The sequence below is a fragment of the Nocardia beijingensis NBRC 16342 genome, assembly GCF_001612785.1.
GTDB lineage: Bacteria > Actinomycetota > Actinomycetes > Mycobacteriales > Mycobacteriaceae > Nocardia > Nocardia beijingensis.
The window spans coordinates 37,308-57,594 of sequence record NZ_BDBC01000018.1; the positions used below are offsets into that span (position 1 = coordinate 37,308).

Here is a 20,287-nt window from a genome sequence, read left to right on the forward strand (position 1 = left end):
GGCCTTACCCCGAGATCCGGAATCCGGGATCGATGCCCCAGATCGTCAACGTGAGAAAGAGATTGGCGAACACCATCACGACGATCACCATCTTGATGGCGCGCCCGGCCGCGACCCCGACGCCTTCCGGGCCACCGGTGGCGACGTAGCCGTAGTAGCACTGGATGAACGTCGACAGCAGCACGAACACCACTACCTTGAGCAGCGAGAAGAAGACGTCCGGGCCGATCAGGAACTGGAAGAAGTAGTGATCGTAGGTGCCTGCCGCCGTGCCGCCCAGGAACAGCACCGTGACCTTGGTGGCCAGGTAGGCGGTGGCCAGGCCGATGCTGTAGAGCGGAATGATGGTCAGGGTGGAGGCGATCATGCGGGTGCTGATCAGATACGGCAGCGGACGGATGGCGATGGACTCCAGCGCGTCGATCTCCTCGGAGATCCGCATCGAGCCCAGCTGCGCGGTGAACCGGCAGCCCGCCTGGATGGCGAAGGCCAAGGTCGCCAGGATCGGCGCGAGTTCGCGGGTGGTGGCGAACCCGGAGATCGCTCCGGTGAGCGGGGACATCGTCAGCAGGTTCAGAGCCGTGAACGACTCCATGCCGACGATGATGCCGCCGAACGCGCACAGGATGACGACCACGCCGATCGTGCCGCCGCCCACGATGAGCGAGCCGTTGCCCCAGCCGACATCGGCCGTCAGCCGCGCCACCTCACGGCGATAGTGCTTGAGCACGAAAGGAATGGCGATGAGCGCTTGGAAGAACGTGACGGCCTGGTGCCCCACCCGCTGATTCGCGTGCACGGGCGCCAGCGCGGCCTTCCCGACGGTCTGCAGTGGCCGCAGCGCCGGAGGTGTGTAACTGCTCGCCATGTTCACACCACTTTCGCCGGGAACAGCGTGTTGTACAGCTGAGTGAGAATGATGTTGGTGGCGAACAACATCAGCGCCGAGCTGACCACGGCCGAGTTCACCGCGTTCGCGACGCCGCCGGGGCCGCCGTGCGCGTGCAAGCCGATGTCACAGGCGATGACCGCGGTGAGCACCCCGAAGATCGCGGCCTTGACCAGGGCGATGATCAGGTCGTCGGCCACCGCGAAGGACGCGAACGAACTGATGAAGGAGCCCGGCGTGCCGGATTGGGCGTACACGTTGAACATGTAGGCGGTTGCGAATCCGACGAACACCACGAATCCGCACAGCAGGACGCTCACCAGCACCGCGGCCGCGAGCCGTGGCGCGACCAGGCGGCGGATCGGGTCGACGCCCATCACCATCATCGCGTCGATCTCCTCACGGATGGTCCGCGATCCCAGATCGGCGCAGATCGCCGAACCCACCGCACCGGCGACCATCAACGCCGACACCAGCGGCGCGCCCTGGCGGATGATGCCCAATCCCGCGACCGCGCCGATGAACGTCGTCGCGCCGACTTGATTCACGAGCGCGCCGACCTGGATGGAGACCACGACGGCGATCGGGATGGCCACGAACACGGTCGGCGCCGCCGACACATTGGCCATGAAGGCGCACTGTTTGATGAATTCCCGGTACGGGAATCGTCCCCGCACCAGTGACACGAACAGCTGGACAACCGCTTCCCGGCCGAGAGTGACCTGCCTGCCCAGTGTCTCCAGCGACCGCTGGGGGTGGCGCCGCCACAATCCCGAGGCGCTGTCGATCATCTTCCCGAGTTCGCCCGGGGGTTGCTTGTCGGCTGGCGTTCGCAGCGAGGCAGTCACCGGTCGCCGTTCCTTTCCGATTTCTCGTCCACCGCGCCCCGGCGGCCGCCCCTTCGATGGCGCGGAGCGGGTGAAGTGTTGCACACCTCACAGCGGACGGACAAGTTACAAGTGATTGAGGATTCCATCGTGCAGCATCCCTGTCGATGCAGGTAAGACGCCGACCGCTCCCTGGATACCCACATTGAACTGCACATACATACATAAAATGCGCGCAAGTCTTGCCACCGAAAGTCAAGCCTCGGCAGTAAGTAATCAGCTATTCTCCGCCTTCTTCGACCGGTCGCTCACCCGCGCGGCCACTAGGAGATGGCTTCCAGCCAGCGTTGCAACAGCACTACGAGCGCGACGAACACCGCGCACCCGGCGAGGAAGGAACTGAGCACGGCCACCCACAGCCCGAAACGGAGCACGGGATTGACCTTCATCCGCCCACCGAGGATCTTGACCACGATCACGAGAACGTCGATGAGCCACACCAAAGCCATCATCAGGTCATGCACACATTCGAGAAGGTCAGCACGGGCCAGCACACGATCGATCCCAGGAACGACATCAGCAGATCGATGCCGTGCATATCGCGCAGATGACCGGTGTGCGTAAGCGTCCAGATCACCCCCGCCAGACCATAGGGAACGCCGATGATGATGAGAGTGCCGAGGAACTCCGAGATCTTCATCTCGTAGCTGAGTATTCGGTCCAGCTTCTTGAGCATGCGTCGATGCGTCCTTTCGCTTCGATCCACGTCGCCGCGCGCGAACCGGGATACCGCCGGAAGGGAGGTGTCCGACCGCACGGGCCGACAGGACCCGCGCCGTATGTTAGTCGATATTCTCGGACATATGGAAGGGTTGCGGATAGATTGCAACGGAGATTTCCCGTATGACCAGGTCATAGGTCTGATCAGTCGGCGATCAGTGTCACTCATGTTGATGAATATTCGCGACCATGGGAAGCGGTGAGCGGCGGTGTCATGCGTGACGGCAGGTGTCACGGCGCTGGGTTCGCCCCGTACCGCGGGCCCGCTGTGCCGCCCCGCGAGCCGAACCATGGGCAGGACTCCGCCTGCCGGACTTGACCTTTCCCCAGGGGCAAGGTTGGACGGTGGTCGCATGAACGACAACGCACCGCACATCGTCGAAGCCACGATCCGCGAACAGGCCGCCGCCTGCTGCGCGTCCAACGGAGTGCCCGGATTCGTTGCCGGCGTCTACCACGCCGGCGAGCAGATCGTCGTCGCCCACGGCGTCGCGAACACCGCCACGGGGGCGCCGATGCGGGCGGACACCGGGTTCCTTTTCGGCTCGGTGACCAAGGTACTGACCACGACGCTGGTCCTCCAGCAGGTCGAGCGGGGACTCCTCGATCTCGACGCGCCGGTGACGCGGTACCTGCCCCGGTTCGCGCTGACCGCGCCGGGTTCGGCGGAGCAGATTCTCGTCCGGCACCTGATCTCGCATACCAACGGCATAGACGCGGACCTGTTCTTCCCCGACGCGAAAGGGCGTGACGCGCTGCGGATCTATGTCGACGGCCTGGCGAGCGATTGCGGTGTCCTGTTCGAGCCCGGCGAGCAGCTCAGCTACTCCAACGGCGGCATGATCGTCGCGGGCCGCCTGCTGGAGGTGGTGACCGGGCTGTCCTTCCCCGAGCTGCTGGAGCGCGACATCTACGCGACCGTCGGCATGACGAACTCCAGCACCTCGGCCGAGCGGGCCATCCTGCGCAGCACAGCTGTCGGGCACTTCCCCGACCCGGACACCATGGCGGTCAGGCCCACCGGCATGTTCACGTTGCCCGACACCTGGGGACCGGCCGGTGGCACGCCGATCGGCACCGTCGCCGACCTGCTCGCCTTCGGGCGCACCCACCTCGCCGGCGGTGTGTCGCCCTCCGGCACGCGGGTCCTCTCGAGCGGCTCGACCGCACTGATGCAGCAGGTTTGGCACGACATGGCCACCCCGAACGTCCCGCCGATGGGTCTGGGCTGGGTGCGCTACCCGTTCGGCGACACGACCGTCCTGGCGATGGCGGGCGCGTCACCCGGCGGCGTGTCCATCCTGTGTGTGGTGCCCGAGCACGATCTGGTGTTCACCGCCTACGGCAACACACCGGGGGCGATCGTGCTGCACGACCAGATCCTGCGATGGCTGCTGAGCGAACACCTCGGCGTGCGGATCCCCGCTCTGGTCACCGAATCGGCGAAGGACATCGACCTCACCCCTTATGCAGGCACCTACCGTTCCGATCAGCTGCGTGTCGAGGTCGGCATCGTCGACGGTCAACTCGAGGAGCGGGTGACCTACGAACCGGCGGACGCGGCGCAGGAGCGGATCTTCACCGAGTTCGCCGGAGGCAGGACCGCCGCCCCTCCGCAGCGCTATGTGCCGATCCGGCCGGGTCTCTTCGCGCCCGCCGGATACCCGTTCGAGACGTTCGACGGATACCTGCGCCTGCTGCTGGTCTCCTACCACGACATCCGGGACGGCCGAGCGCGTTTCCGCAATGCGGGCGGCCGCCTGGCCCGGCGGAACTGAACCGCTCGCGCAGCCATTCCCATTAGGCTGACGCCGTCGAAAGTGCCCGGACGGATTCGGTGTGGCGAGGTCGGCCGCAGCGGGCGGGCGCGAAAGAGCGAGGTGGGCAGGATGCGGGTCGGTCGGTGGCGGCGGGTGGTCGCATCCGTCGTGTGCGGAGTCGGGTTGCTGGCGGGATCATCGGCCGGCGCGGCGGCGGACCCGGCCGGTGACACCGTGTGGTTGTGCAGGCCGGATCGAGCCGACGATCCGTGCCGGGGCAGCTCGGCGACCACGGTGCGGCAGGCCGGGCAACCCGATGCGCGCGAGGACCCGGCGCCGTCCGCGGATTCCGGGGTGGACTGCTTCTACGTGTATCCGACGGTGTCCGCGGAGCCGACACCCAACGCCGATACCGCGGTGACTCCGGAGGTGCGGGCGGTCGCCGAACAGCAGGCGGCCCGGTTCTCCCAGGTCTGTCAGGTCTTCGCGCCGGTGTACCGGCAGCGCACCCTCGCCGCGCTGGCGCGCGAGCGGTCCTACTCCCCCGAGGAGCGCGCCGAGATGGCGCGCATCGCCTACGAGGACGTTTTGCTGGCATGGCGGCAGTTCCTCGCGGAGCGCGAAAAGAGCAGGCCCATCGTGCTTCTCGGGCATTCCCAGGGGGCGCGCATGCTGCGCCAGTTGCTCCGGGACGAGATCGAACCCCAGCAGGCGGTGCGTGACCGCATCCTGTCGGCGATCCTGCTTGGCGGCAATGTGGTGGTGCCGAAGAACAGTGATGTCGGCGGCGACTTCCAGTACCTGCCGCTGTGCCGCGGCGAGCAGCAGACCCGGTGCGTCCTGGCCTGGCAGACCTTCGGCGCGACGCCGCCCCCGGACAGCCGATTCGGCCGCAACCCCATGACGCCGGAGCCGCTGCCGCGTCCGTACGGCCCGGACTACGAGATCGCCTGCACCAACCCGGCATCGTTGCGCGACAATGATTCCCGCATCGCGTCCACCGTGCTCAGAACCGCGCCCGTACCCAGCCCACTCGGCGCCGAACTTGCGCTTCGGCACGGACCGTCCGCCGTCGCCGCGCCGACGCCGTGGCTGGTCCCCGCCGAGCGGTACCGGCTCCAGTGCGTACGCGACGGCGAGGCGACAGCGCTGCTGGCGACACCGGAGCCGGGCAGCTCCGAGCTGTACGCCGTCCCGGACGCGACCTGGGGGCTGCATCTCACGGACGTGGAGATCGCACTGGGCGACCTGGTCCGCATCGTCGCGGCCCAGATCAGTGCCGACCGCGCGGCGCACCGCTGAACGAAGTCGTCGGCCAGAGCTTTCCGCGTGCGGGGTCTGCCCGGCGACGCCGTGGCGCAGCGGATCTATCCGAGGCCGCGCGCCCGAAACCGCGTGGCTCGGGCCACGCGGGCGGCTATCCGGGGTGGATCGGGGTGATGGGTTTCCCGCCTGCGCCGGTGTGCAGGTAGAGGTCGCGCAGCAGGCAGACCTCCGACAGGTGGTGGATCAGTTCACGGTGGATGTGCAGCACCAGATCGGCCATGGGAGCCTCGGGGAAGGGTTCCTTCGGGCCGAGCGGGACCCGGAGGCCGTCCTCGCCGAGACCGCGCACTCCCGTCAGCCAGCGGTCGAGCTGGGCTTCGAGCTGGTCGAGCGCGGTGGCCGCGTCGCCCGCGTATTCCCAGGTCTCGTAGGAGGCCGCGGGCGCGCCGAAGTGGGCCGCGTTGCGCACGGCGAGCACGCCGACGATGACATGCCCGAGCCGCCAGGCGATGGTGGTGAACGGCGCGGGGACCGGGTGCGGGAAGGCGTAGTCGATCGTGAAGTCCCCGGCTCCCGCCTGCACGGGCGCCGTCGAACTGCCGCGCGGCCGCACGCTCCAAGCGTCCGGCACCGGCGACCAGAAGTACTCCTCGTCGGTGAGGCCGCGGAGCCGGTCGCGCAGTTGGTGGTTCCAGTGGACTTCCCATTGCTCGCGGAGCGTTCGGTTCCAATCGAGAGCGTCTGCATCCATGCCGCAACCCTGGCACCCCTAGCGGACAGAATCGGTCCGCTGTATCTGGCAGGCTGAGCGGCATGGAGGCGGCGAACGGTGCCGAGCGGGGCACGACCGAGCGCGTGCTCACGCTGCTCGGTCTGTTGCAGCAACGCCAGGTCTGGACCGGCCCCGAGCTCGCCGAGCGGCTCGGCGTCACGCCGCGCACGGTACGACGCGATGTCGGGCGCCTGCGCGCGCTGGGCTATCCGGTGCACGCCTGCCACGGGGTCGGCGGCGGCTACCGGCTCGGCCGGGGGCAGGAGTTGCCGCCGTTGCTCCTCGACGACGAGGAAGCGATCGTCACCGCGGTCTCGCTGCTCGGCGGCGCGGGCGCCACGGTCGCGGGCGCGGGCGACGCCGCGCTGCGGGCGCTGGCGAAGCTCGACCGGGTACTGCCCACCCGGTTGCGGCACGAAGTGCACGCGCTCTCCGGCTCGGTGGAGTCCTTCGGCGGCGGCCACGCTCCGGTGGATCCCGATGTGCTGATGACCCTGGCCAGAGCCTGCCGCGACGAGGTCGAGGCCGGTTTCGGCTACCCGGCGGGAGACCGGATGCGACGGCGGCGCGTGGAGCCCTACCGCTTGGTCGCCTCCGACCGGCGCTGGTACCTGCTGGCCTTCGACCTCGATCGCGCGGACTGGCGCAGCTTCCGCGTCGACCGGATGACCGACGTGGCCGCACGCACCTGGCGCTTCCGCCCGCGCGCGACGCCGGAGGCCGCGGCCTACGTGCAAGAAGGCGTGGCGAGCCGGGTCTACGCGCTACAGGCCCGTTTCCTGGTGCACGCCTCCGCCGACATCGTGCGCGCGCAGATACCGCCGTCGGCGGCAGTCGTGCTGCCGCGCGGCAGCGAGCGCTGCGAGGTCCGCAGCGGAGCCGACGACAGCCTCGACCTCGTACTCGTGCACATGCTGTTGCTCGGCCACGACTTCGAGATACTCGACCCGCCCGAACTCGCCCGCCGCAGCCGCGCGCTGGCCGAGAAGCTGCTGTCGGCCGGCGCGAGGGGCACCGGGGATCGCTGAGCCGGTCCCGGCTCGCTCGACTGTCCACGGCTCGGACACACCGGCGGCTGTCCGCGTGCGTTACTGACGAGCGAGCGCGGCGCCGGAGCCTGTCGATGTCCCGGCTCGCGCGGTCTCGCCGTCCACTCCCCCGCGCAGGGGCGACGCGGGCCGCGGGCGGTAGGCCAGACAGGCCGCCGACGCGCCGTCCACGGCCAGGAAGACCACTGTGCGTGCGGTGTCCAGCAGGCCCGTTCGCAGTGCGTGGAGGTAGGCGTGCACGGGACCGGCGGTGTAGGGATCTCCGATACCGGCGTCGAAACCGACGACCGACCGCACCGGGATGGCCAGCGACTCGGCCAGCCGGGTGCGGAAGCCCGCATCCTGGTCGGGAGCCAGCAGCAGCGCGTCTCCGTCGGCGAAGCGGTCGCGGGCGAGCCCTTCGCTGTCCAGGCAGGCGCGCACCACCGTGGCCGCCGAGTCCACCCGGTCCTCCGCACCGGTACGCACGCAGATGGCGCTGCGGCCGTCGGCGCCGACGTCGTTCAGCGGCACATAGGCGATCGGGCCGACCGGGCCGGTGGTGTCACGCGTGTGCAGCCGCCCGAATCCTTTTGCGGCGGGCGAGGTTCCCAGCAGCAGCGCGGCTCCGCTGGCGCTGTAGGGGAAATCGGCGACGTGGCGCTCGGTCGAGGGATGGGCGTCACCCGCGACGAGCAACGCGTACCGCACCGTGCCGGTGGCAAGGAAGGTGTCGGCGGTCGCGATGGCGTGCAGCAGGCCGCAGGCGCCGTGCATCAGGTCGAAGGACAGTACCGGGACACGCCCGGCCGCGTAGGTCAGGCCGAGGCCGATCCGCTTCTGGATGAGGGCCGACACCGCGGGCTCGGAGATGTTGCTGTCCCGGAAGACACCCGCGTTGACCAGCATCCCGATCTCGTGCAGGCCGACCTCCGAGCGCTGCACGCAGGCCAGCGCCGCGCGGGTGGCCAGTTCGAGGTAGCTGCCGGTGTCGAGGTCGCGGTTCGTCGCGGCCGAGACGATCGTCGTCGCCATGCTCATGCCGCCAGACGGGAGATCGTCGCGGCGAGATATCCGGAGACGATTCCGGAGGCCGCGGGGATCATGAGCACTTTGGATCCCTTCGGGATCTTCTGTCGCGCGAGATGCTCGTGCAGCACGAGGAAATGGGAGGTCGAAGCGGTGTTGCCGTAGTCGTGCAGCACGTTGAGGGCCTGCGGCATCGGCGTGCCGAAATGCCGTTCGGTCAGATCCGAGATGTACTCGATGGCAGGCGCGCTGAACTGGTGATGAATCCAGTAGTCGTATTTCTCGCTCTCCCAGGTGCGTCCGGTCTCGGCGAGGAAGTCGGCCATCCGGTCGATGCCCTGCCGGTAGCGGGCTTCGTTCTGCATGGCGCGGTTGTCGGTGTACATCGCGATGCCGCCGGTGCGGTCGCTGGGCATGCCGATGCAGTGCTCGGCGCCGTCTGCCGCGGTCATCAGCTCGACGTAGTGCAGTTCGTCGTCATCGTCGCCGCGGTCGTCGAGCACGACCGCGACCGCCGCGTCCCCGACCGTCAGCGCCGCGAATTGCGGGTCGTAGGGTTTGCTGATCTCGCGCAGCGCCGTCTCGGCGATCGGCGTGATCTGCTCCCCGCTGACCACCAGCCCGTTGCGCACCGCGCCGGCTTTGATCATGCGATCGAGCACCATCACCCCGGTGATCATCCCGGCGCACGCGTTGGACACATCGAAGTGCCTGGCCGCGTTCGCGCCGATGGCATTGCCGAGCATGAGCGCGAAAGATGGTGCGTAACAGAAGATCCCCGCGCCGCGGGTACGCGTGATGGAGGCCGAGATGACGACGTCCAGTTCGTCGGCCCGGTAGCCGGAATGCCACAGGCAGTCCTCGATCGCGTGCAATGCCAGCTCGAAGGACGATTCGTACCGGTCCGGATCCGAGTCGTAGACACGCCGGTTCTTGATCCCGGTGATGCGCTCCAGATCCAGCGATCTCGGCACGGCCAGCTGGGCGATCAGGTCTTCGGTGGAGCGGACGGTCGCCGGCGTGTACGCGCCGATCGACTCGAAACGAGTACGAAGCATGCTCCCCTGCTTTCCGCTTCAGTCGGCATCGATGGTCGTGTTGCTTCGCGACAACGGTGTCGCCGGTCGTGCGTGCGCCTACCCGGTGAGTCCGACCAGGGACGCGCTGACTTCACACAGTCGCTGCCCGAGCGCGTCGTCCTGCGCGAGACGCGACGGAGCCTTGACGCGGCTGTTCTGGAAGTAGCAGCCGCTCACGGCGGCGACTTCCGGATCGGTGGCCAGGTAGGTCAGCGCTCGTCCGCCCTCGGCGGCGGAGATCATGAACAATCGCTTGGCGAGCGCCACGAACGGTTGCCCGAACCATGGCATCGCGTCCCAGATTCCGGTCGCCACGGCGCCGGGGTGGAAGGCGTTGACCGTGACGCCGGTTCCGGCCAGCCGCCGCGCCAGCGCCCGGGTGTAGAGGACGTTCGCCAGCTTGGAGCGGCTGTATGCCTTCTCCCCCGAATATCCGTGCCGGAAGCCCAGATCCGCGAAATCCATCGTGGCGCCGAATTGCAGGACCGACGAGGTGAACACGATGCGTGACGGGGCGCTGCGCACCATCAGATCCGTCAGCAGTTCGGTGAGCAGGAAGCCACCGAGATGATTGACCGCGAACGTGGCCTCGATGCCGTCCACGGTCTCGGTGCGGGTCTTGTGGTAGCCGCCCGCGTTGTTGGCCAGCACATCCAGCCGGTCGTATCCGGCCAGAACCTGCTTCGCCAGCTGCCTGACCGACGCCTGCGACGCGAAATCGCACTCCAGTGTGTCGACTCCGGCCGCCCCCGCGCCCCGGACCAGCTCCGCCGCGGTGGCGAGCTTCTCCGGATTCCGCCCGACCAAGACGAGCCGATTCCCCTGCGCCGCCAGCTGCTGAGCCGACTCCAGCCCGATACCCGATGTCGCCCCCGTGATCAGGATTGTCCGCACAGCCGACACCATGCCACAGAAGTTGCCTCGAAGATTGCTGACACGAGCCATCGGACCGAGATTTCCCTCGGAAGGTCTCTGATCATCGCGGACCAGGAGCCGAAGCCGGTGCGCGATATTCGCCCATCGGGTCTCGACGGTAGCTGTCAGAGCCATTCGACGTGGCGGGCGCAAGGTTCCGCAGTGCGCCCTCGACGAGCCGGATGTCGGCGGGGCCGCTGCGGTCAGCAGGGTGCGCGCGCTGCCGTCCGCGGCCCCGGCTTCGCTTCGGCGCGTCGTCAGTGGGTGCAAACGCGTTCGATCAGGGCGACCACCTCCGCGGGGTTGTCGACCTGGAGGACCAGTCGCGCGTAGCGTTCGTCGGCCAGCTCGACGACCACGGCCTTGCCGGGGTCACGCACATCCCAGAACACGCGCTCGCCGTCGATGTGGAAAGTTCCAGCGGTGATCACACCGGGCAGGTAAGTGCCGGGCGCTCGAACGCCTTTGCGCTCTCCGCCGATTCCCGGATCGATCGTGGCGCCGCGGACATTCGTCAGCGGGATCACCAAACGGCTTTTCAAGGCCCAGAGTTTGTCCAGGCCTTTCAACCGGACCACCAGATCGGTACCCGCGATAGTGATCTCGGCCATGTCATTCTCCTTCTGTCGTCGCTACGGTCCGGCCGGTCGTTTCGGCCGCGAAGTCGGCGATCGCCTCGCCCGCCCGTGCCCGCACTCGAAGTCCCAGCAATGTCGCTGTCGGCACCGTCCCATCGCGCCCCGGCGCCGCGGTACAGCTGTCGAGTTCGGCGAACGCGCCTCTCACCTCGGCCGCGATCTCCGGATCGGCGCTGCCCTGCTCGATCGCCGCCATCAGCAGCAGGTCCAGGGCGCCGATCTCTTCGGAAGCCACTGCGGCGCAGAGGGTACGGAGCGAATCGTCGGCGGACAGCGCGTGCCGCAACTGCCCGCGCGCGGCCCGCAATGCCCGGAGATAGAGCCCTCGTTTGCTGCCGAACGTGCGATACAAGCTGTGGCGGTGGATGCCCAGCTCACCGACGAGGTCGTCGATCGACACGGCGTCGAAGCCGCGGCGGGCGAACAGTCGCGCCGCCGACTCGACGACCGTCTCCTCATCGAACGCTCTCGGCCGTGGCATGGTGCCACGGTAGGACATATGGGAATGTTCAGTCAAGAACGACCGTTCCCATATGCTTATGCCAGTGACAAGTGGGGCTGAGGGCACGTCCCTCCGACGATCTTCGCCGGACGTCACGGCCGCCAGGCTCGGGAGGCCGGTCGGTGGAACCGGGTATGGTTAGCTCTATGAACACTCAAAGGTTGCGAATCTGCCGCGATTTGTGTGTTGTGATGTTGTGACCAATACTTCCGGAGACGCGTATCCCCTCGCGGACACGATGACCACCACGGTCGCGGCCCGCGACGGTGCGACGGTGCTGACGGTGGCCGGCGAGGTCGATCTGGCGACGGCGCCTGCGCTGGAGAACGCGATCGATGCCATCCTCAGCGGCAAACCCGCGGCCCTGATCATCGACCTGACCGAGGTCAGCTTCCTCGCCTCGGCGGGCATGGCCACGCTCGTGGCGGCCCATCAGCGCGCTGGCTCGACCACCGCGATCGCCGTCGTCGCCGAGGGGCCCGCCACCAGCAGACAGCTGAAGATGACCAGCCTGGATCAGGTGTTCGCGCTGCATTCGACGCTGGACGACGCGCTGGCGTCGCTGCGCCAGAGCTGACTCACGCCGCTGCCGCCGTCGCACCCGTCGACGGCGGCAGCGCCATTTCTCAGACCAGTTCGCGCAGCTGTTCGATGAGCTTGACGCGCTCGGCGGCGGTGGCCGCCATCGGGACAACGTTCAACACCGTGACGCCCGCTTCCTTGAAGGCGGCGACCCGCTCCTTGACGTATCCGGCCGAGCCGACCAGGGAGATGTCCCGCACCAGCTGATCCGGAACCGCCTTGGTGGCGGCCTCCTTCTCCCCCGCCAGGTACAGCTCCTGGATGCGGTCGGCCTCGGCGCCGTAGCCGTACTTGGTGGCCAGAGTGTGGTAGAAGTTCTTGCCCTTGGCGCCCATGCCGCCGATGTAGAGCGCCAGATGCGGCTTCACGAACTCCAGCAGCGGTTCGACGTTGTCCCCGATGGCCAGGGCCGGGCCGGCGTACACGTCCAGCTCGCCCAGGGCCGGGTCGCGCTTGGCGAGCCCCGCGGTGAGCGAATCGGCCCACACATCCTTCGCCTTCTCCGGCAGGAAGAAGATCGGCTGCCAGCCCTCGGCGATCTCGGCGGCCAGTTCCACGTTCTTCGGCCCGAGCGCGGCCAGCAGCACCGGGATGCGTTCGCGCACCGGGTGGTTGATCAGCTTGAGCGGCTTGCCGAGGCCGGTGCCCTGCCCCTCGGGCAACGGGATCTGGTAGTACTTGCCCTGGTATTCCAGGCGCTCGCGCCGCCACACCTTCCGGCAGATCTCCACCAGCTCCCTGGTGCGGCCGATCGGCGCGTCGTAGGGCACGCCGTGGAAGCCCTCGATCACCTGCGGACCCGATGCGCCGAGGCCGAGCACGTAGCGCCCGTCGGAGACGAAGTCCAGGCCCGCCGCGGTCATGGCGGTCAGGCTCGGGGTGCGCGTGTAGAGCTGCAGGATGCCGGAGGCCAGCTGCAGGCGCGTGGTCTTGGCGGCCAGGTAGCCGAGTGCGCTCACCGCGTCGAACGAGTACGCCTCGGGCACGAACACGATGTCCAGGCCCGCCCGCTCGAGGTCGGCGACTTCGGCCGCCGCCTCTGTGAAGCCCCCCGAGTAGTTGATGCTCAATCCGATCCGCATGGCACTCAACATAACGGCGGGTATGTCCCGGCCGCGCACCGGCCACGGGGGAAGGCCCGGCAAGGCGTGGTCACCACCGAGCGAACGGCGCCACGGGGTAGCGTCTACTCGTAGACCAACCTCGCCGTAAACGAAAGGCAACACCCTCGTGTCGCAGACCAGCTCGTCGTCCACGGAAACTGCGCCGTCCTTCGGCGGGGCCGCCCTGGCGCAGTATCTGAGCGATCTGGCCGCCAAGATTCCCGCACCGGGCGGCGGCGCGGTGGCCGCGCTGCACGCCGCCCAAGCCGCCGCGCTGGTCGCGATGGTCGCGCGCTACACCACGCGCGCCAAGGACGCCGAGAACCGGCCGGTGATCGATCGGATCATCGAGGCCGCCGACGCGGCCCGCGAGCGCGCGCTCGCGCTGGCCGACGCCGACGCCGCCGCGTTCACGGCCGTCGGCGCCGCCTACAAGCTGCCCAAGGACACCCCGGAGGAGCTCGCCGCCCGCACCGCGTCGATCAACGCCGCGCTGATCGAGGCCGCCCGGGTGCCCGCCGCCGTCGTCGACGAGGCGGACGAGGTGCTGTCGCTGGCGGCGGAGCTGTTGCCGATCGGGAACCCGAACGTCGTCACCGACATCGGCGCCGCCGCCGACGCCTGCCGCGCCGCCGCGACCTCCTCCCAGCTCAACATCGAGATCAACGTGGCATCGCTGCCCGCCGCCGAGGGCGACCGGTTCGCCGCGGTCCTGGTGCGCATCGATGAGCTCACCGCGCGGGCGGACGCGATGCACGCCGACGTCCTGCACGCCGTGCGGAGCTGACCCGCTCGCCGGGACGTCCGCGTCCCGGCGCCGTCAGGCGGGCGGGTCCCACGCGACCAGCACGATCTTTCCGCGCACCCGCCCCGACTCGCTGAGTTCGTGCGCCTTCGCGGCGTCCGCCAGCGGCAGCACCTGGTCGATGGTCGCGCGCAGATGACCGCGCTCGACCATCGTGGTGATCTCGCGCAGCGACACCCCGGACGGTTCGACATAGAACCGCTCGTAACGCGGGTCGCCTTCCGCATCCGAGCCCTGGGTGTCGATCAACCTGCCGTCGGGGCGGAGCACCGGAAGCGAGCGGGCGCCGTACGCGCCGCCGACCAGGTCGAGCACGATATCCACTTCGCGCACGGCGGCGGCGAAATCCACTGCGGTGTAGTCGATCACCTCGTCCGCGCCGAGCCCGCGCAGGTACTCGTGATTGGCCGCGCGCGCGGTGCCGATCACGTACGCGCCGCGATGGCGGGCTATCTGTACCGCCAGGTGCCCGACGCCGCCCGCGGCCGCGTGCACCAGCAGACGGTGCCCGGCGCCGAGCGCGGCCAGCGCCTGCCACGCGGTCAGCGCCGCCGTCGGCAGTGCGGCGGCGTGCACCAGGTCGACGTTCCCCGGCTTCGGCGCCAGCGTATCCGCCCGCGCCACCACGTATTCCGCGTTCGCGCCGCCGAACACCATGCCGTACACCGGATCACCGATCGCGAACCGGTCCACGCCGGGTCCGAGTTCGGCTACGACACCCGATACGTCCAGTCCCAGCGTCAGCGGGGGATCACCCAGCTTCCCGACCAGTCCGGCGCGCACTTTCCAGTCGGCGGCGTTCACGCTGGTCGCGGCGACCCGCACCAGCACCTCCCCTGGACCCGGCCGCGGCCGGTCCACCTCGACCACTTGCAGCACTTCCGGGCCACCGAACGCGTATTGCGTGATTGCGAGCATGCGCCGATTCTGGCGGCAGATGGTACCTTTCGGAAAGAAGGCACCTTTTCGATACCGAGGTACCCAATGGATACTGTCTGTGACCGGCTCGCGGCCGGCAACCTGGTCGACAACTACCTCCACCACTGCCCCGCACGCGAAGTGCTGACCGTGCTCGCCGACAAGTGGGTGATGCTGGTGCTCGGTGTGCTGCGCGGCCACGACGGGCCGATCCGCTTCAACGAATTGCGTCGCCGCTTGGACGGCATCACCCAGAAGATGCTCACCCGAACCTTGCGAGACCTGGAGCGCGAGGGCCTGGTGCGCCGTGCGGTCTATCCCACGGTGCCGCCGCGGGTGGAGTATTCGCTCACCGAGATGGGCGCGAGCATCGGTGCGATCACCCACGCCATGGGCGTGTGGGCCGTCGAGCATCAGGACCGGATACTCGCCGCCCGTGCGGATTTCGACGCGCGAGCGGCGGCTCCGCCGGAACCGGTGCCATCCGGCGGATCGCGCTGACCGGCGCCGGCTCGGAAAAGCACCCGTTTCGATTCGGCTCGGCCGGGTAAGCGGCCAATGATGGGCGTGCTCCCCGAGCACAACCGGACTGCGGACCGGTTCTATCCGTGGCCGAGTTGATCATGGGGGCTTAGACTGTTCCTTGCCTACCACACCAGCTCGAAGGGGTGGACGCCATGAGGAGCGCCATTCGGTACCTGTTCCTCGCGACCGTGATCGTGGCACTGGCCGCGTTAGGGTCGGGCGCGGCGGCAGCGACGATGATCGGAAAGCCGTCGACGCCTGCGGTGGCGGCGATCGGACCCTCGAACGGCCAGGTGGTGGGCGTCGCCCATCCGGTGACCATTCGTTTCGCCGCACCTGTCACGGACCGCGCACGAACGGAACAATCCATCGACATCAGAACCGCCCGGCCGCTGCCGGGCACCTTCGCGTGGACCGGCGATCGCGAAGTGACGTGGACGCCGACCGGGTTCCTGCCCGCCGACGCGAGCATCCTCGTCTCGGTCGGCGGTGTGCGCACGGACTTCCGCACCAACGCGGGCGTTTTCGGTGAAGCGGACATGTCGGCGCACACGTTCACGCTCACCGTCGGCGGCACGGTCGTCCGCACGATGCCGGCCTCGATGGGCAAGCCGGGATACGAAACACCCACCGGCACTTGGCCGGTGCTGGAGAAATTCCGGTCCGTCGTGTTCGACTCCCGCACCATCGGCATTCCGCTGAGTTCGCCGGAGGGCTACATCATCAACGGCGAATTCGCCGAACGACTCACCTGGGGTGGGGTTTTCATTCACTCGGCCCCGTGGTCGGTGAATCAGCAAGGGTACGCGAACGTCAGCCACGGCTGCATCAACCTCGCCCCCGACGACGCGGAATGGGTCTATCACACGATCGGAGTCGGCGACCCCGTCGTCACGCACTGGTGATCCGCGCCCCTCTCCGGGTAGCGTCGGATGACGCATCCGACGGGAGGGGCACCAGTGCGCGAGTTTCCGATTCCACCGCCGCGTGACGCGAAAGAAGCCGAGTTCCAGGATCTTTGGGGCCCTTGGGCATCCGTCACGCCCGGCGATGTCGGCGAGATCCTCGGCGACATCGACGCTCCGTGGTGGATCGCGGGCGGCTGGGCGATCGACGCCTGCACCGGCACCCGGCGGCAGCACAGTGACATCGACGTGGCGATGTTCCGCGCCGATCTGCCCGCCTTGCGCACCGCCGCACGGGGCCGCCTGCACATCTGGTCCGCGGGCCCGGACGGCATTCGCCCCGTCGACGAGCGCTTCCCCGAGGTGGCCGAGAACGCCGATCAGGTGTGGCTGCGCGCGAACGCCCGGTCGCCGTGGCTGATCGACCTCCTGCTGAATCCAGGACAGGACGGGGCGTGGGTCAACCGGCGCGATCGCGCCATGGTCGCACCGCTCGACGAGGTGACCTGGATCGCCGACGACGGCATCCGGTACCTCAACCCGGAACTGGTGCTGATCTTCAAAGCCAAGCAGGGCAGGCCGAAGGACCGCGCGGATCTAGAGCGGACCTGGCCGCACCTCACTTCGGCACAGCGCGCCGCGGTGCGAACGTACGTGACCGGCCACTTCCCCGAGCACGAATGGCTGGATCTCCTGGGGTGATGCCCGGAATCCCGAACCGCGCTTCGCCGTGGCAACGACGCTCGGCCGTCGGCACGGCGGACCCGTCGGCGCCATCCCGCGAGCCGGGCCCGATCGCGCGGCGCAGGTGCGCCGGATCGACGTACCGGGCGGTACCCTCCGAGGGGCGGGCGGCTCAAATGTGAACGCGGCGCGGCGTTCCCGGCTCGTGACGATGCGGTTAATCTGACGGGGACCTGATGAAGGGCGGGGCGATGGATCGACCGGAGATGAGCGCACGACCCGGTTACGACCGGGGGAATCCGTACGGTGCCGAACGGCCGCCGCAGGCGCCGTCCGGCGAGGACTACCGCGGCGAGTGGGCCGCGTGGGTGGATCGGCCGGCCGAGCAGCCGGCCGAACCCGCCCCGCCGCGGGAAGCCGAGCCGGACCTGTACGAGGATCAATTCTCGGGACTGATCGACCGCTCACCCGCGCCGCGTACCGCGTGGCGATGGGCGCTGCCGCTGTTCGCCACGCTCGGCATCGCCGCACTGGCCCTCGTGGCCTATCTGCTGGTCGGGGCCGGCGGGCCCGATACCCAGTCCGCCGCACCGGCTCCGTCCGCGCAGAACACCGCCCCCGCGGCGCCCGCCGCGCAATGCCCTGCCGAGCGAGTGGGCAACCGGATCCAGGGCAACGGCGTGGGCGGTTTCGACTCCGGTCCCGCGGTGATCTTCGCCTTCCAGCACGCCTATTACGTGGAACGGTCCGGCGAGCAGGTCCGCGCCACCACCACCGCGGACGCCGCCGTCCAGGCAGCCGACGCGATCCAGCGCGGCATCGACAGCATTCCCGCCGGCACCACCCACTGTGTCGCGATCAGTCCCGCCGCCTTCGCGGGCCAGTACATCGTGGTGGTGACCGAGTACCGCCCAGGGCAGCAGCCGGTCACCTACAACCCGCAGATCGTCACCACCACCAAGGACGGCGAGCGCACGCTCATCAGCGCCATCGCCCGCGGGTGAGGCGGCTCGTCGCGAGCACGCCCGAACGCGGTCGATCAGTCGGATTCGGCGGCGGTGACCACGTGGCGCATGAGCAGTGCCGTGGTGACCGGGCCGACGCCGCCGGGGACGGGGCTGAGCCCCCCGGCCTTGCCGCGCACCGAGTCGGCGTCGACGTCGCCGACGATCTTGCCGTCGGGGGCCTCGTTGGTGCCGACGTCGATGACCACCGCGCCCTCCCGGACATGCTTGCCGGAGATCAGGCCGATGCGGCCCGCCGCGGCGACGACGATGTCGGCGGTGGCGGTGACGGCGGCGAGGTCGGCGGTGCGGGAGTGGCACACCGTGACGGTCGCGTCCTTCGCCAGCAACAGCTGGGCCAGCGGCTTGCCGACGATGTTGGAGCGGCCGACGACGGCGACGTGGCGGCCCGCCAGCGGGATCCGATGGTGTTCGAGCAGTTCCACCACGGCCTCGGAGGTGGCGGGGACGAAGCCGTCGAGCCCGGCCGCCAGCAGGCCCAGCGACAGCGGGCTGACGCCGTCGACGTCCTTGGACGCGACGATCGCGGAACTCACATCGTCGAGGGTGACGCCCTTCGGCAAGGGGGTCTGCAGCATGATCGCGTCGGTCGCCGGATCCGCGCCCCGCGCTTCGAGTTCGGCCCGGATCGCCGCCACGTCGGCTTCCGCGCCGAGATCGACCGTGTCGCAGGCGATTCCGAGCCGTTCGGCCGCTTTGCGGAGCGAGTTCACATACCAGGCGCTCGCCGGGTCGTCGTTCGCCACGACCAGAGCAAGGCGCGGGGCGGCGCCGCCCTCGGTGCGTGCGGCGGCGCGGGCCTTGGTGTCGGCGTTGATGGCGGCGGCGAGTTCCTTGCCGGACAGCGAAACGGTATCCACGTTGACACAGCCTAACGGGCGCGGCCGGACGAATACCGCACCAGTCCACGCCGAGCCGCGCTGATACGAGGCAATCGCACGCTGAACGGGCGGCGCAGCGAACGCGACCGGACCCGGCGCCCTGAGGGCTCTCGTCCACCGTCCCGGTGGCACCGGCGGGCCCGCCTCGGACTTCCGTCCGCCCCGGCGCCCCTTCCGACCGGCTCGCCAGGCCGGGGCAGAGCGACACGGGCGGGAGTTACGGCGGCAGTTCGCCTGGCGCCGCTCCGAAGTTCTCCGCGGTACCGAAGAAAAGTGAGTCGGCGACCGGCACCGCTCCGGCAACCACCGACGGCGATTGCACGACCCGCGATTGCGCCGAGCGCGCGTCGCCGTGACGGCATCGCAGGACCCGTTCGCAATGTGCGGCATGGTCGGGAGGTTCGGCCGTATGGTAATCCGTGCTTGCCCCAGCTAACTGCTAGCACGTGCCATCCCGTTACAGAGCGGAAAGGTGACGACTGTAGTGATGATCTCGAGGCATTGGAAACTTCTCGTCGCGGCGTCGTTCGCCGCGTTCTCGCTCACCGGGCTCGCCGGGGTTCCCGCGCACGCCGCGCCGGAAACGGACGCGCTGTACAACTCCGCCCAGCGCCACTTCGCCAACGGCGACGACGCCGCGGGCCGCGCCGACCTGCGCAACCTGATCGGCGCCGACCCGGCCGACGCCGAAGCGCTCGCCCTGCAGGCGATTTGGTCGGACTACGCCGGTGACCTGCCCGCGCTGGTGGACGCCATGGCCCGGCTGCACGCGGTCGACCCCGGCTTGGCGCAGGGCACCGACAACGTGCTCGGCGCCATCCGCGCCGCGGTGGGCACCCTGCCGAACCCGCTGCCCGCGCTGGCGGGACCGCAGACCGGCATCGTCGTGCTCGGCTACGGCCTGCTCCCGGACGGGGCGCTGCGTCCGGAACTGGTGAACCGGCTCACCGCGGCCTGGTTGCAGTCGATCGCGGCGCCGCTGTCGCCGATCGTCGTCACCGGCGGTAATCCGCAGAACGGCGTCACCGAGGCCGAGGCCATGCGCGACTGGCTGGTCGGCCACGGCGTGCCGCCCACCCGAATCCACGTGGAGAGCCGCGCGGGCTCGACCGTGCAGAACGCCCTGTTCAGCACGAGGCTGCTGCGTGAGGTAGGTGCGACGAGCGCGATCGTGGTCACCTCGCCCAACCACATCCGCCGCGCCGTGGCCGATTTCATCGTCGCTGGCACCAGGGTCGTCGGGGCGACGACCTCGCTGGAACAGCTGGTCTCGCAGCTGCCGCCGCCGGGCCGAGCGGGCCAGCGCGGCATCTACCTCGACGCCACCCGAACCTTCCAACTCGATACGGCACGCTGACGCCGGGCCGATAGCGA

At 69.1% G+C, this 20,287-nt stretch carries 23 protein-coding genes; 10 read left to right on the forward strand and 13 right to left on the reverse strand.

Features of this window, described 5'->3' with window-relative positions; genetic code table 11:
• Positions 1-4 precede the first annotated feature (4 nt).
• The 4 genes from NB3_RS12735 to NB3_RS12750 form a co-directional block, all read right to left on the reverse strand.
• Positions 5-868 carry an ABC transporter permease gene (locus tag NB3_RS12735; protein ID WP_067801504.1) on the reverse strand — a complete coding sequence of 288 codons (864 nt, stop codon included), beginning with the start codon at positions 866-868 and terminating at the stop codon, positions 5-7.
• A gap of 2 nt (positions 869-870) precedes the next feature.
• Positions 871-1,680: an MlaE family ABC transporter permease gene (locus NB3_RS12740; RefSeq protein WP_067801716.1), complete on the reverse strand. Its 810-nt coding sequence runs from the start codon at positions 1,678-1,680 to the stop codon at positions 871-873.
• Positions 1,681-2,039: 359 nt separating this feature from the next.
• Positions 2,040-2,228, reverse strand: a complete 189-nt coding sequence (locus NB3_RS12745) for a hypothetical protein (protein ID WP_067801718.1) — start codon at positions 2,226-2,228, stop codon at positions 2,040-2,042.
• The gene (locus NB3_RS12750; protein WP_067801507.1) at positions 2,228-2,452 is read right to left on the reverse strand and encodes a hypothetical protein; all 225 of its coding nucleotides are present in this window, start codon (positions 2,450-2,452) and stop codon (positions 2,228-2,230) included. Before NB3_RS12750 ends, NB3_RS12745 begins: the two co-directional genes overlap by 1 nt.
• Before the next feature lie 397 nt (positions 2,453-2,849).
• Between NB3_RS12750 and NB3_RS12755 the strand changes: the two genes are divergently transcribed.
• Both NB3_RS12755 and NB3_RS12760 read left to right on the forward strand, forming a co-directional pair.
• On the forward strand, positions 2,850-4,274 hold the full coding sequence (locus NB3_RS12755; RefSeq protein ID WP_067801511.1) for a serine hydrolase domain-containing protein: 1,425 nt from the start codon (positions 2,850-2,852) through the stop codon (positions 4,272-4,274).
• Positions 4,275-4,385: 111 nt separating this feature from the next.
• Positions 4,386-5,558 carry a DUF3089 domain-containing protein gene (locus NB3_RS12760; RefSeq protein ID WP_157111776.1) on the forward strand — a complete coding sequence of 391 codons (1,173 nt, stop codon included), beginning with the start codon at positions 4,386-4,388 and terminating at the stop codon, positions 5,556-5,558.
• Positions 5,559-5,673: 115 nt separating this feature from the next.
• Here the strand turns inward: NB3_RS12760 and NB3_RS12765 are convergent, their stop codons facing one another.
• Complete coding sequence (locus tag NB3_RS12765; RefSeq protein WP_067801516.1) at positions 5,674-6,273, reverse strand: DinB family protein; 600 nt, start codon at positions 6,271-6,273, stop codon at positions 5,674-5,676.
• A 62-nt stretch (positions 6,274-6,335) separates the two neighbouring features.
• Here NB3_RS12765 and NB3_RS12770 point away from each other — a divergent pair, with 62 nt between their 5' ends.
• On the forward strand, positions 6,336-7,322 hold the full coding sequence (locus NB3_RS12770) for a helix-turn-helix transcriptional regulator (RefSeq protein ID WP_067801519.1): 987 nt from the start codon (positions 6,336-6,338) through the stop codon (positions 7,320-7,322).
• 60 nt (positions 7,323-7,382) lie between these two features.
• Here NB3_RS12770 and NB3_RS12775 read toward each other — a convergent pair whose 3' ends face one another.
• From NB3_RS12775 to NB3_RS12795, 5 genes are all read right to left on the reverse strand, one after another.
• On the reverse strand, positions 7,383-8,363 hold the full coding sequence (locus NB3_RS12775) for a hypothetical protein (RefSeq protein WP_157111777.1): 981 nt from the start codon (positions 8,361-8,363) through the stop codon (positions 7,383-7,385).
• Positions 8,360-9,409, reverse strand: coding sequence for a 3-oxoacyl-ACP synthase III family protein (locus NB3_RS12780; protein ID WP_067801525.1), 1,050 nt, complete (start codon positions 9,407-9,409; stop codon positions 8,360-8,362). Before NB3_RS12780 ends, NB3_RS12775 begins: the two co-directional genes overlap by 4 nt.
• A gap of 78 nt (positions 9,410-9,487) precedes the next feature.
• Positions 9,488-10,324, reverse strand: a complete 837-nt coding sequence (locus NB3_RS12785; protein WP_218020577.1) for an SDR family oxidoreductase — start codon at positions 10,322-10,324, stop codon at positions 9,488-9,490.
• 278 nt (positions 10,325-10,602) lie between these two features.
• Positions 10,603-10,956, reverse strand: coding sequence for a hypothetical protein (locus NB3_RS12790; RefSeq protein WP_067801531.1), 354 nt, complete (start codon positions 10,954-10,956; stop codon positions 10,603-10,605).
• A gap of 1 nt (position 10,957) precedes the next feature.
• Positions 10,958-11,464, reverse strand: coding sequence for a TetR/AcrR family transcriptional regulator (locus NB3_RS12795; protein WP_067801721.1), 507 nt, complete (start codon positions 11,462-11,464; stop codon positions 10,958-10,960).
• A gap of 259 nt (positions 11,465-11,723) precedes the next feature.
• On the opposite strand from NB3_RS12795, the gene NB3_RS12800 reads away from it, so the two are divergent.
• The gene (locus NB3_RS12800) at positions 11,724-12,062 is read left to right on the forward strand and encodes an STAS domain-containing protein (protein ID WP_067801534.1); all 339 of its coding nucleotides are present in this window, start codon (positions 11,724-11,726) and stop codon (positions 12,060-12,062) included.
• A 49-nt stretch (positions 12,063-12,111) separates the two neighbouring features.
• Here NB3_RS12800 and NB3_RS12805 read toward each other — a convergent pair whose 3' ends face one another.
• Entirely contained in the window at positions 12,112-13,149 is a 1,038-nt protein-coding gene (locus NB3_RS12805) for an LLM class F420-dependent oxidoreductase (RefSeq protein WP_067801537.1), read from the reverse strand.
• A gap of 148 nt (positions 13,150-13,297) precedes the next feature.
• On the opposite strand from NB3_RS12805, the gene NB3_RS12810 reads away from it, so the two are divergent.
• Complete coding sequence (locus NB3_RS12810) at positions 13,298-13,957, forward strand: cyclodeaminase/cyclohydrolase family protein (RefSeq protein ID WP_084486186.1); 660 nt, start codon at positions 13,298-13,300, stop codon at positions 13,955-13,957.
• A 33-nt stretch (positions 13,958-13,990) separates the two neighbouring features.
• Here NB3_RS12810 and NB3_RS12815 read toward each other — a convergent pair whose 3' ends face one another.
• Positions 13,991-14,893, reverse strand: coding sequence for an NADP-dependent oxidoreductase (locus NB3_RS12815; RefSeq protein WP_067801541.1), 903 nt, complete (start codon positions 14,891-14,893; stop codon positions 13,991-13,993).
• A 66-nt stretch (positions 14,894-14,959) separates the two neighbouring features.
• Between NB3_RS12815 and NB3_RS12820 the strand changes: the two genes are divergently transcribed.
• The 4 genes from NB3_RS12820 (at position 14,960) to NB3_RS12835 (ending at position 18,011) form a co-directional block, all read left to right on the forward strand.
• Positions 14,960-15,394, forward strand: a complete 435-nt coding sequence (locus NB3_RS12820) for a winged helix-turn-helix transcriptional regulator (RefSeq protein WP_067801542.1) — start codon at positions 14,960-14,962, stop codon at positions 15,392-15,394.
• Between the two features lie 176 nt (positions 15,395-15,570).
• Positions 15,571-16,323, forward strand: a complete 753-nt coding sequence (locus NB3_RS12825; RefSeq protein WP_067801727.1) for a L,D-transpeptidase — start codon at positions 15,571-15,573, stop codon at positions 16,321-16,323.
• 54 nt (positions 16,324-16,377) lie between these two features.
• The gene (locus NB3_RS12830; RefSeq protein ID WP_084486187.1) at positions 16,378-17,025 is read left to right on the forward strand and encodes a nucleotidyltransferase domain-containing protein; all 648 of its coding nucleotides are present in this window, start codon (positions 16,378-16,380) and stop codon (positions 17,023-17,025) included.
• Between the two features lie 248 nt (positions 17,026-17,273).
• Positions 17,274-18,011 (forward strand): DUF8176 domain-containing protein, encoded by a 738-nt coding sequence (locus NB3_RS12835; protein ID WP_067801548.1) that lies wholly within the window; start codon positions 17,274-17,276, stop codon positions 18,009-18,011.
• Between the two features lie 35 nt (positions 18,012-18,046).
• On the opposite strand, the gene NB3_RS12840 is transcribed toward NB3_RS12835, so the two are convergent.
• Complete coding sequence (locus NB3_RS12840) at positions 18,047-18,892, reverse strand: bifunctional 5,10-methylenetetrahydrofolate dehydrogenase/5,10-methenyltetrahydrofolate cyclohydrolase (RefSeq protein WP_067801551.1); 846 nt, start codon at positions 18,890-18,892, stop codon at positions 18,047-18,049.
• Positions 18,893-19,400: 508 nt separating this feature from the next.
• Here NB3_RS12840 and NB3_RS12845 point away from each other — a divergent pair.
• A complete protein-coding gene (locus tag NB3_RS12845) occupies positions 19,401-20,270 on the forward strand; it encodes a YdcF family protein (RefSeq protein ID WP_084486188.1) in 870 nt (289 codons plus the stop codon).
• The last annotated feature ends 17 nt before the right edge of the window (positions 20,271-20,287 follow it).

Coding starts and splice junctions, on each gene's coding strand:
- NB3_RS12845 (WP_084486188.1), top strand. CDS start 19,401: ATGATCTCGAGGCATTGGAAACTTCTCGTCGCGGCGTCGTTCGCCGCG.
- NB3_RS12800 (WP_067801534.1), top strand. CDS start 11,724: ATGACCACCACGGTCGCGGCCCGCGACGGTGCGACGGTGCTGACGGTG.
- NB3_RS12795 (WP_067801721.1), bottom strand. CDS start 11,464: ATGCCACGGCCGAGAGCGTTCGATGAGGAGACGGTCGTCGAGTCGGCG.
- NB3_RS12780 (WP_067801525.1), bottom strand. CDS start 9,409: ATGCTTCGTACTCGTTTCGAGTCGATCGGCGCGTACACGCCGGCGACC.
- NB3_RS12790 (WP_067801531.1), bottom strand. CDS start 10,956: ATGGCCGAGATCACTATCGCGGGTACCGATCTGGTGGTCCGGTTGAAA.
- NB3_RS12745 (WP_067801718.1), bottom strand. CDS start 2,228: ATGATGGCTTTGGTGTGGCTCATCGACGTTCTCGTGATCGTGGTCAAG.
- NB3_RS12755 (WP_067801511.1), top strand. CDS start 2,850: ATGAACGACAACGCACCGCACATCGTCGAAGCCACGATCCGCGAACAG.
- NB3_RS12805 (WP_067801537.1), bottom strand. CDS start 13,149: ATGCGGATCGGATTGAGCATCAACTACTCGGGGGGCTTCACAGAGGCG.
- NB3_RS12825 (WP_067801727.1), top strand. CDS start 15,571: ATGAGGAGCGCCATTCGGTACCTGTTCCTCGCGACCGTGATCGTGGCA.
- NB3_RS12750 (WP_067801507.1), bottom strand. CDS start 2,452: ATGCTCAAGAAGCTGGACCGAATACTCAGCTACGAGATGAAGATCTCG.
- NB3_RS12735 (WP_067801504.1), bottom strand. CDS start 868: ATGGCGAGCAGTTACACACCTCCGGCGCTGCGGCCACTGCAGACCGTC.
- NB3_RS12765 (WP_067801516.1), bottom strand. CDS start 6,273: ATGGATGCAGACGCTCTCGATTGGAACCGAACGCTCCGCGAGCAATGG.
- NB3_RS12835 (WP_067801548.1), top strand. CDS start 17,274: ATGAGCGCACGACCCGGTTACGACCGGGGGAATCCGTACGGTGCCGAA.
- NB3_RS12770 (WP_067801519.1), top strand. CDS start 6,336: ATGGAGGCGGCGAACGGTGCCGAGCGGGGCACGACCGAGCGCGTGCTC.
- NB3_RS12740 (WP_067801716.1), bottom strand. CDS start 1,680: ATGATCGACAGCGCCTCGGGATTGTGGCGGCGCCACCCCCAGCGGTCG.
- NB3_RS12775 (WP_157111777.1), bottom strand. CDS start 8,363: ATGAGCATGGCGACGACGATCGTCTCGGCCGCGACGAACCGCGACCTC.
- NB3_RS12760 (WP_157111776.1), top strand. CDS start 4,386: ATGCGGGTCGGTCGGTGGCGGCGGGTGGTCGCATCCGTCGTGTGCGGA.
- NB3_RS12820 (WP_067801542.1), top strand. CDS start 14,960: ATGGATACTGTCTGTGACCGGCTCGCGGCCGGCAACCTGGTCGACAAC.
- NB3_RS12815 (WP_067801541.1), bottom strand. CDS start 14,893: ATGCTCGCAATCACGCAATACGCGTTCGGTGGCCCGGAAGTGCTGCAA.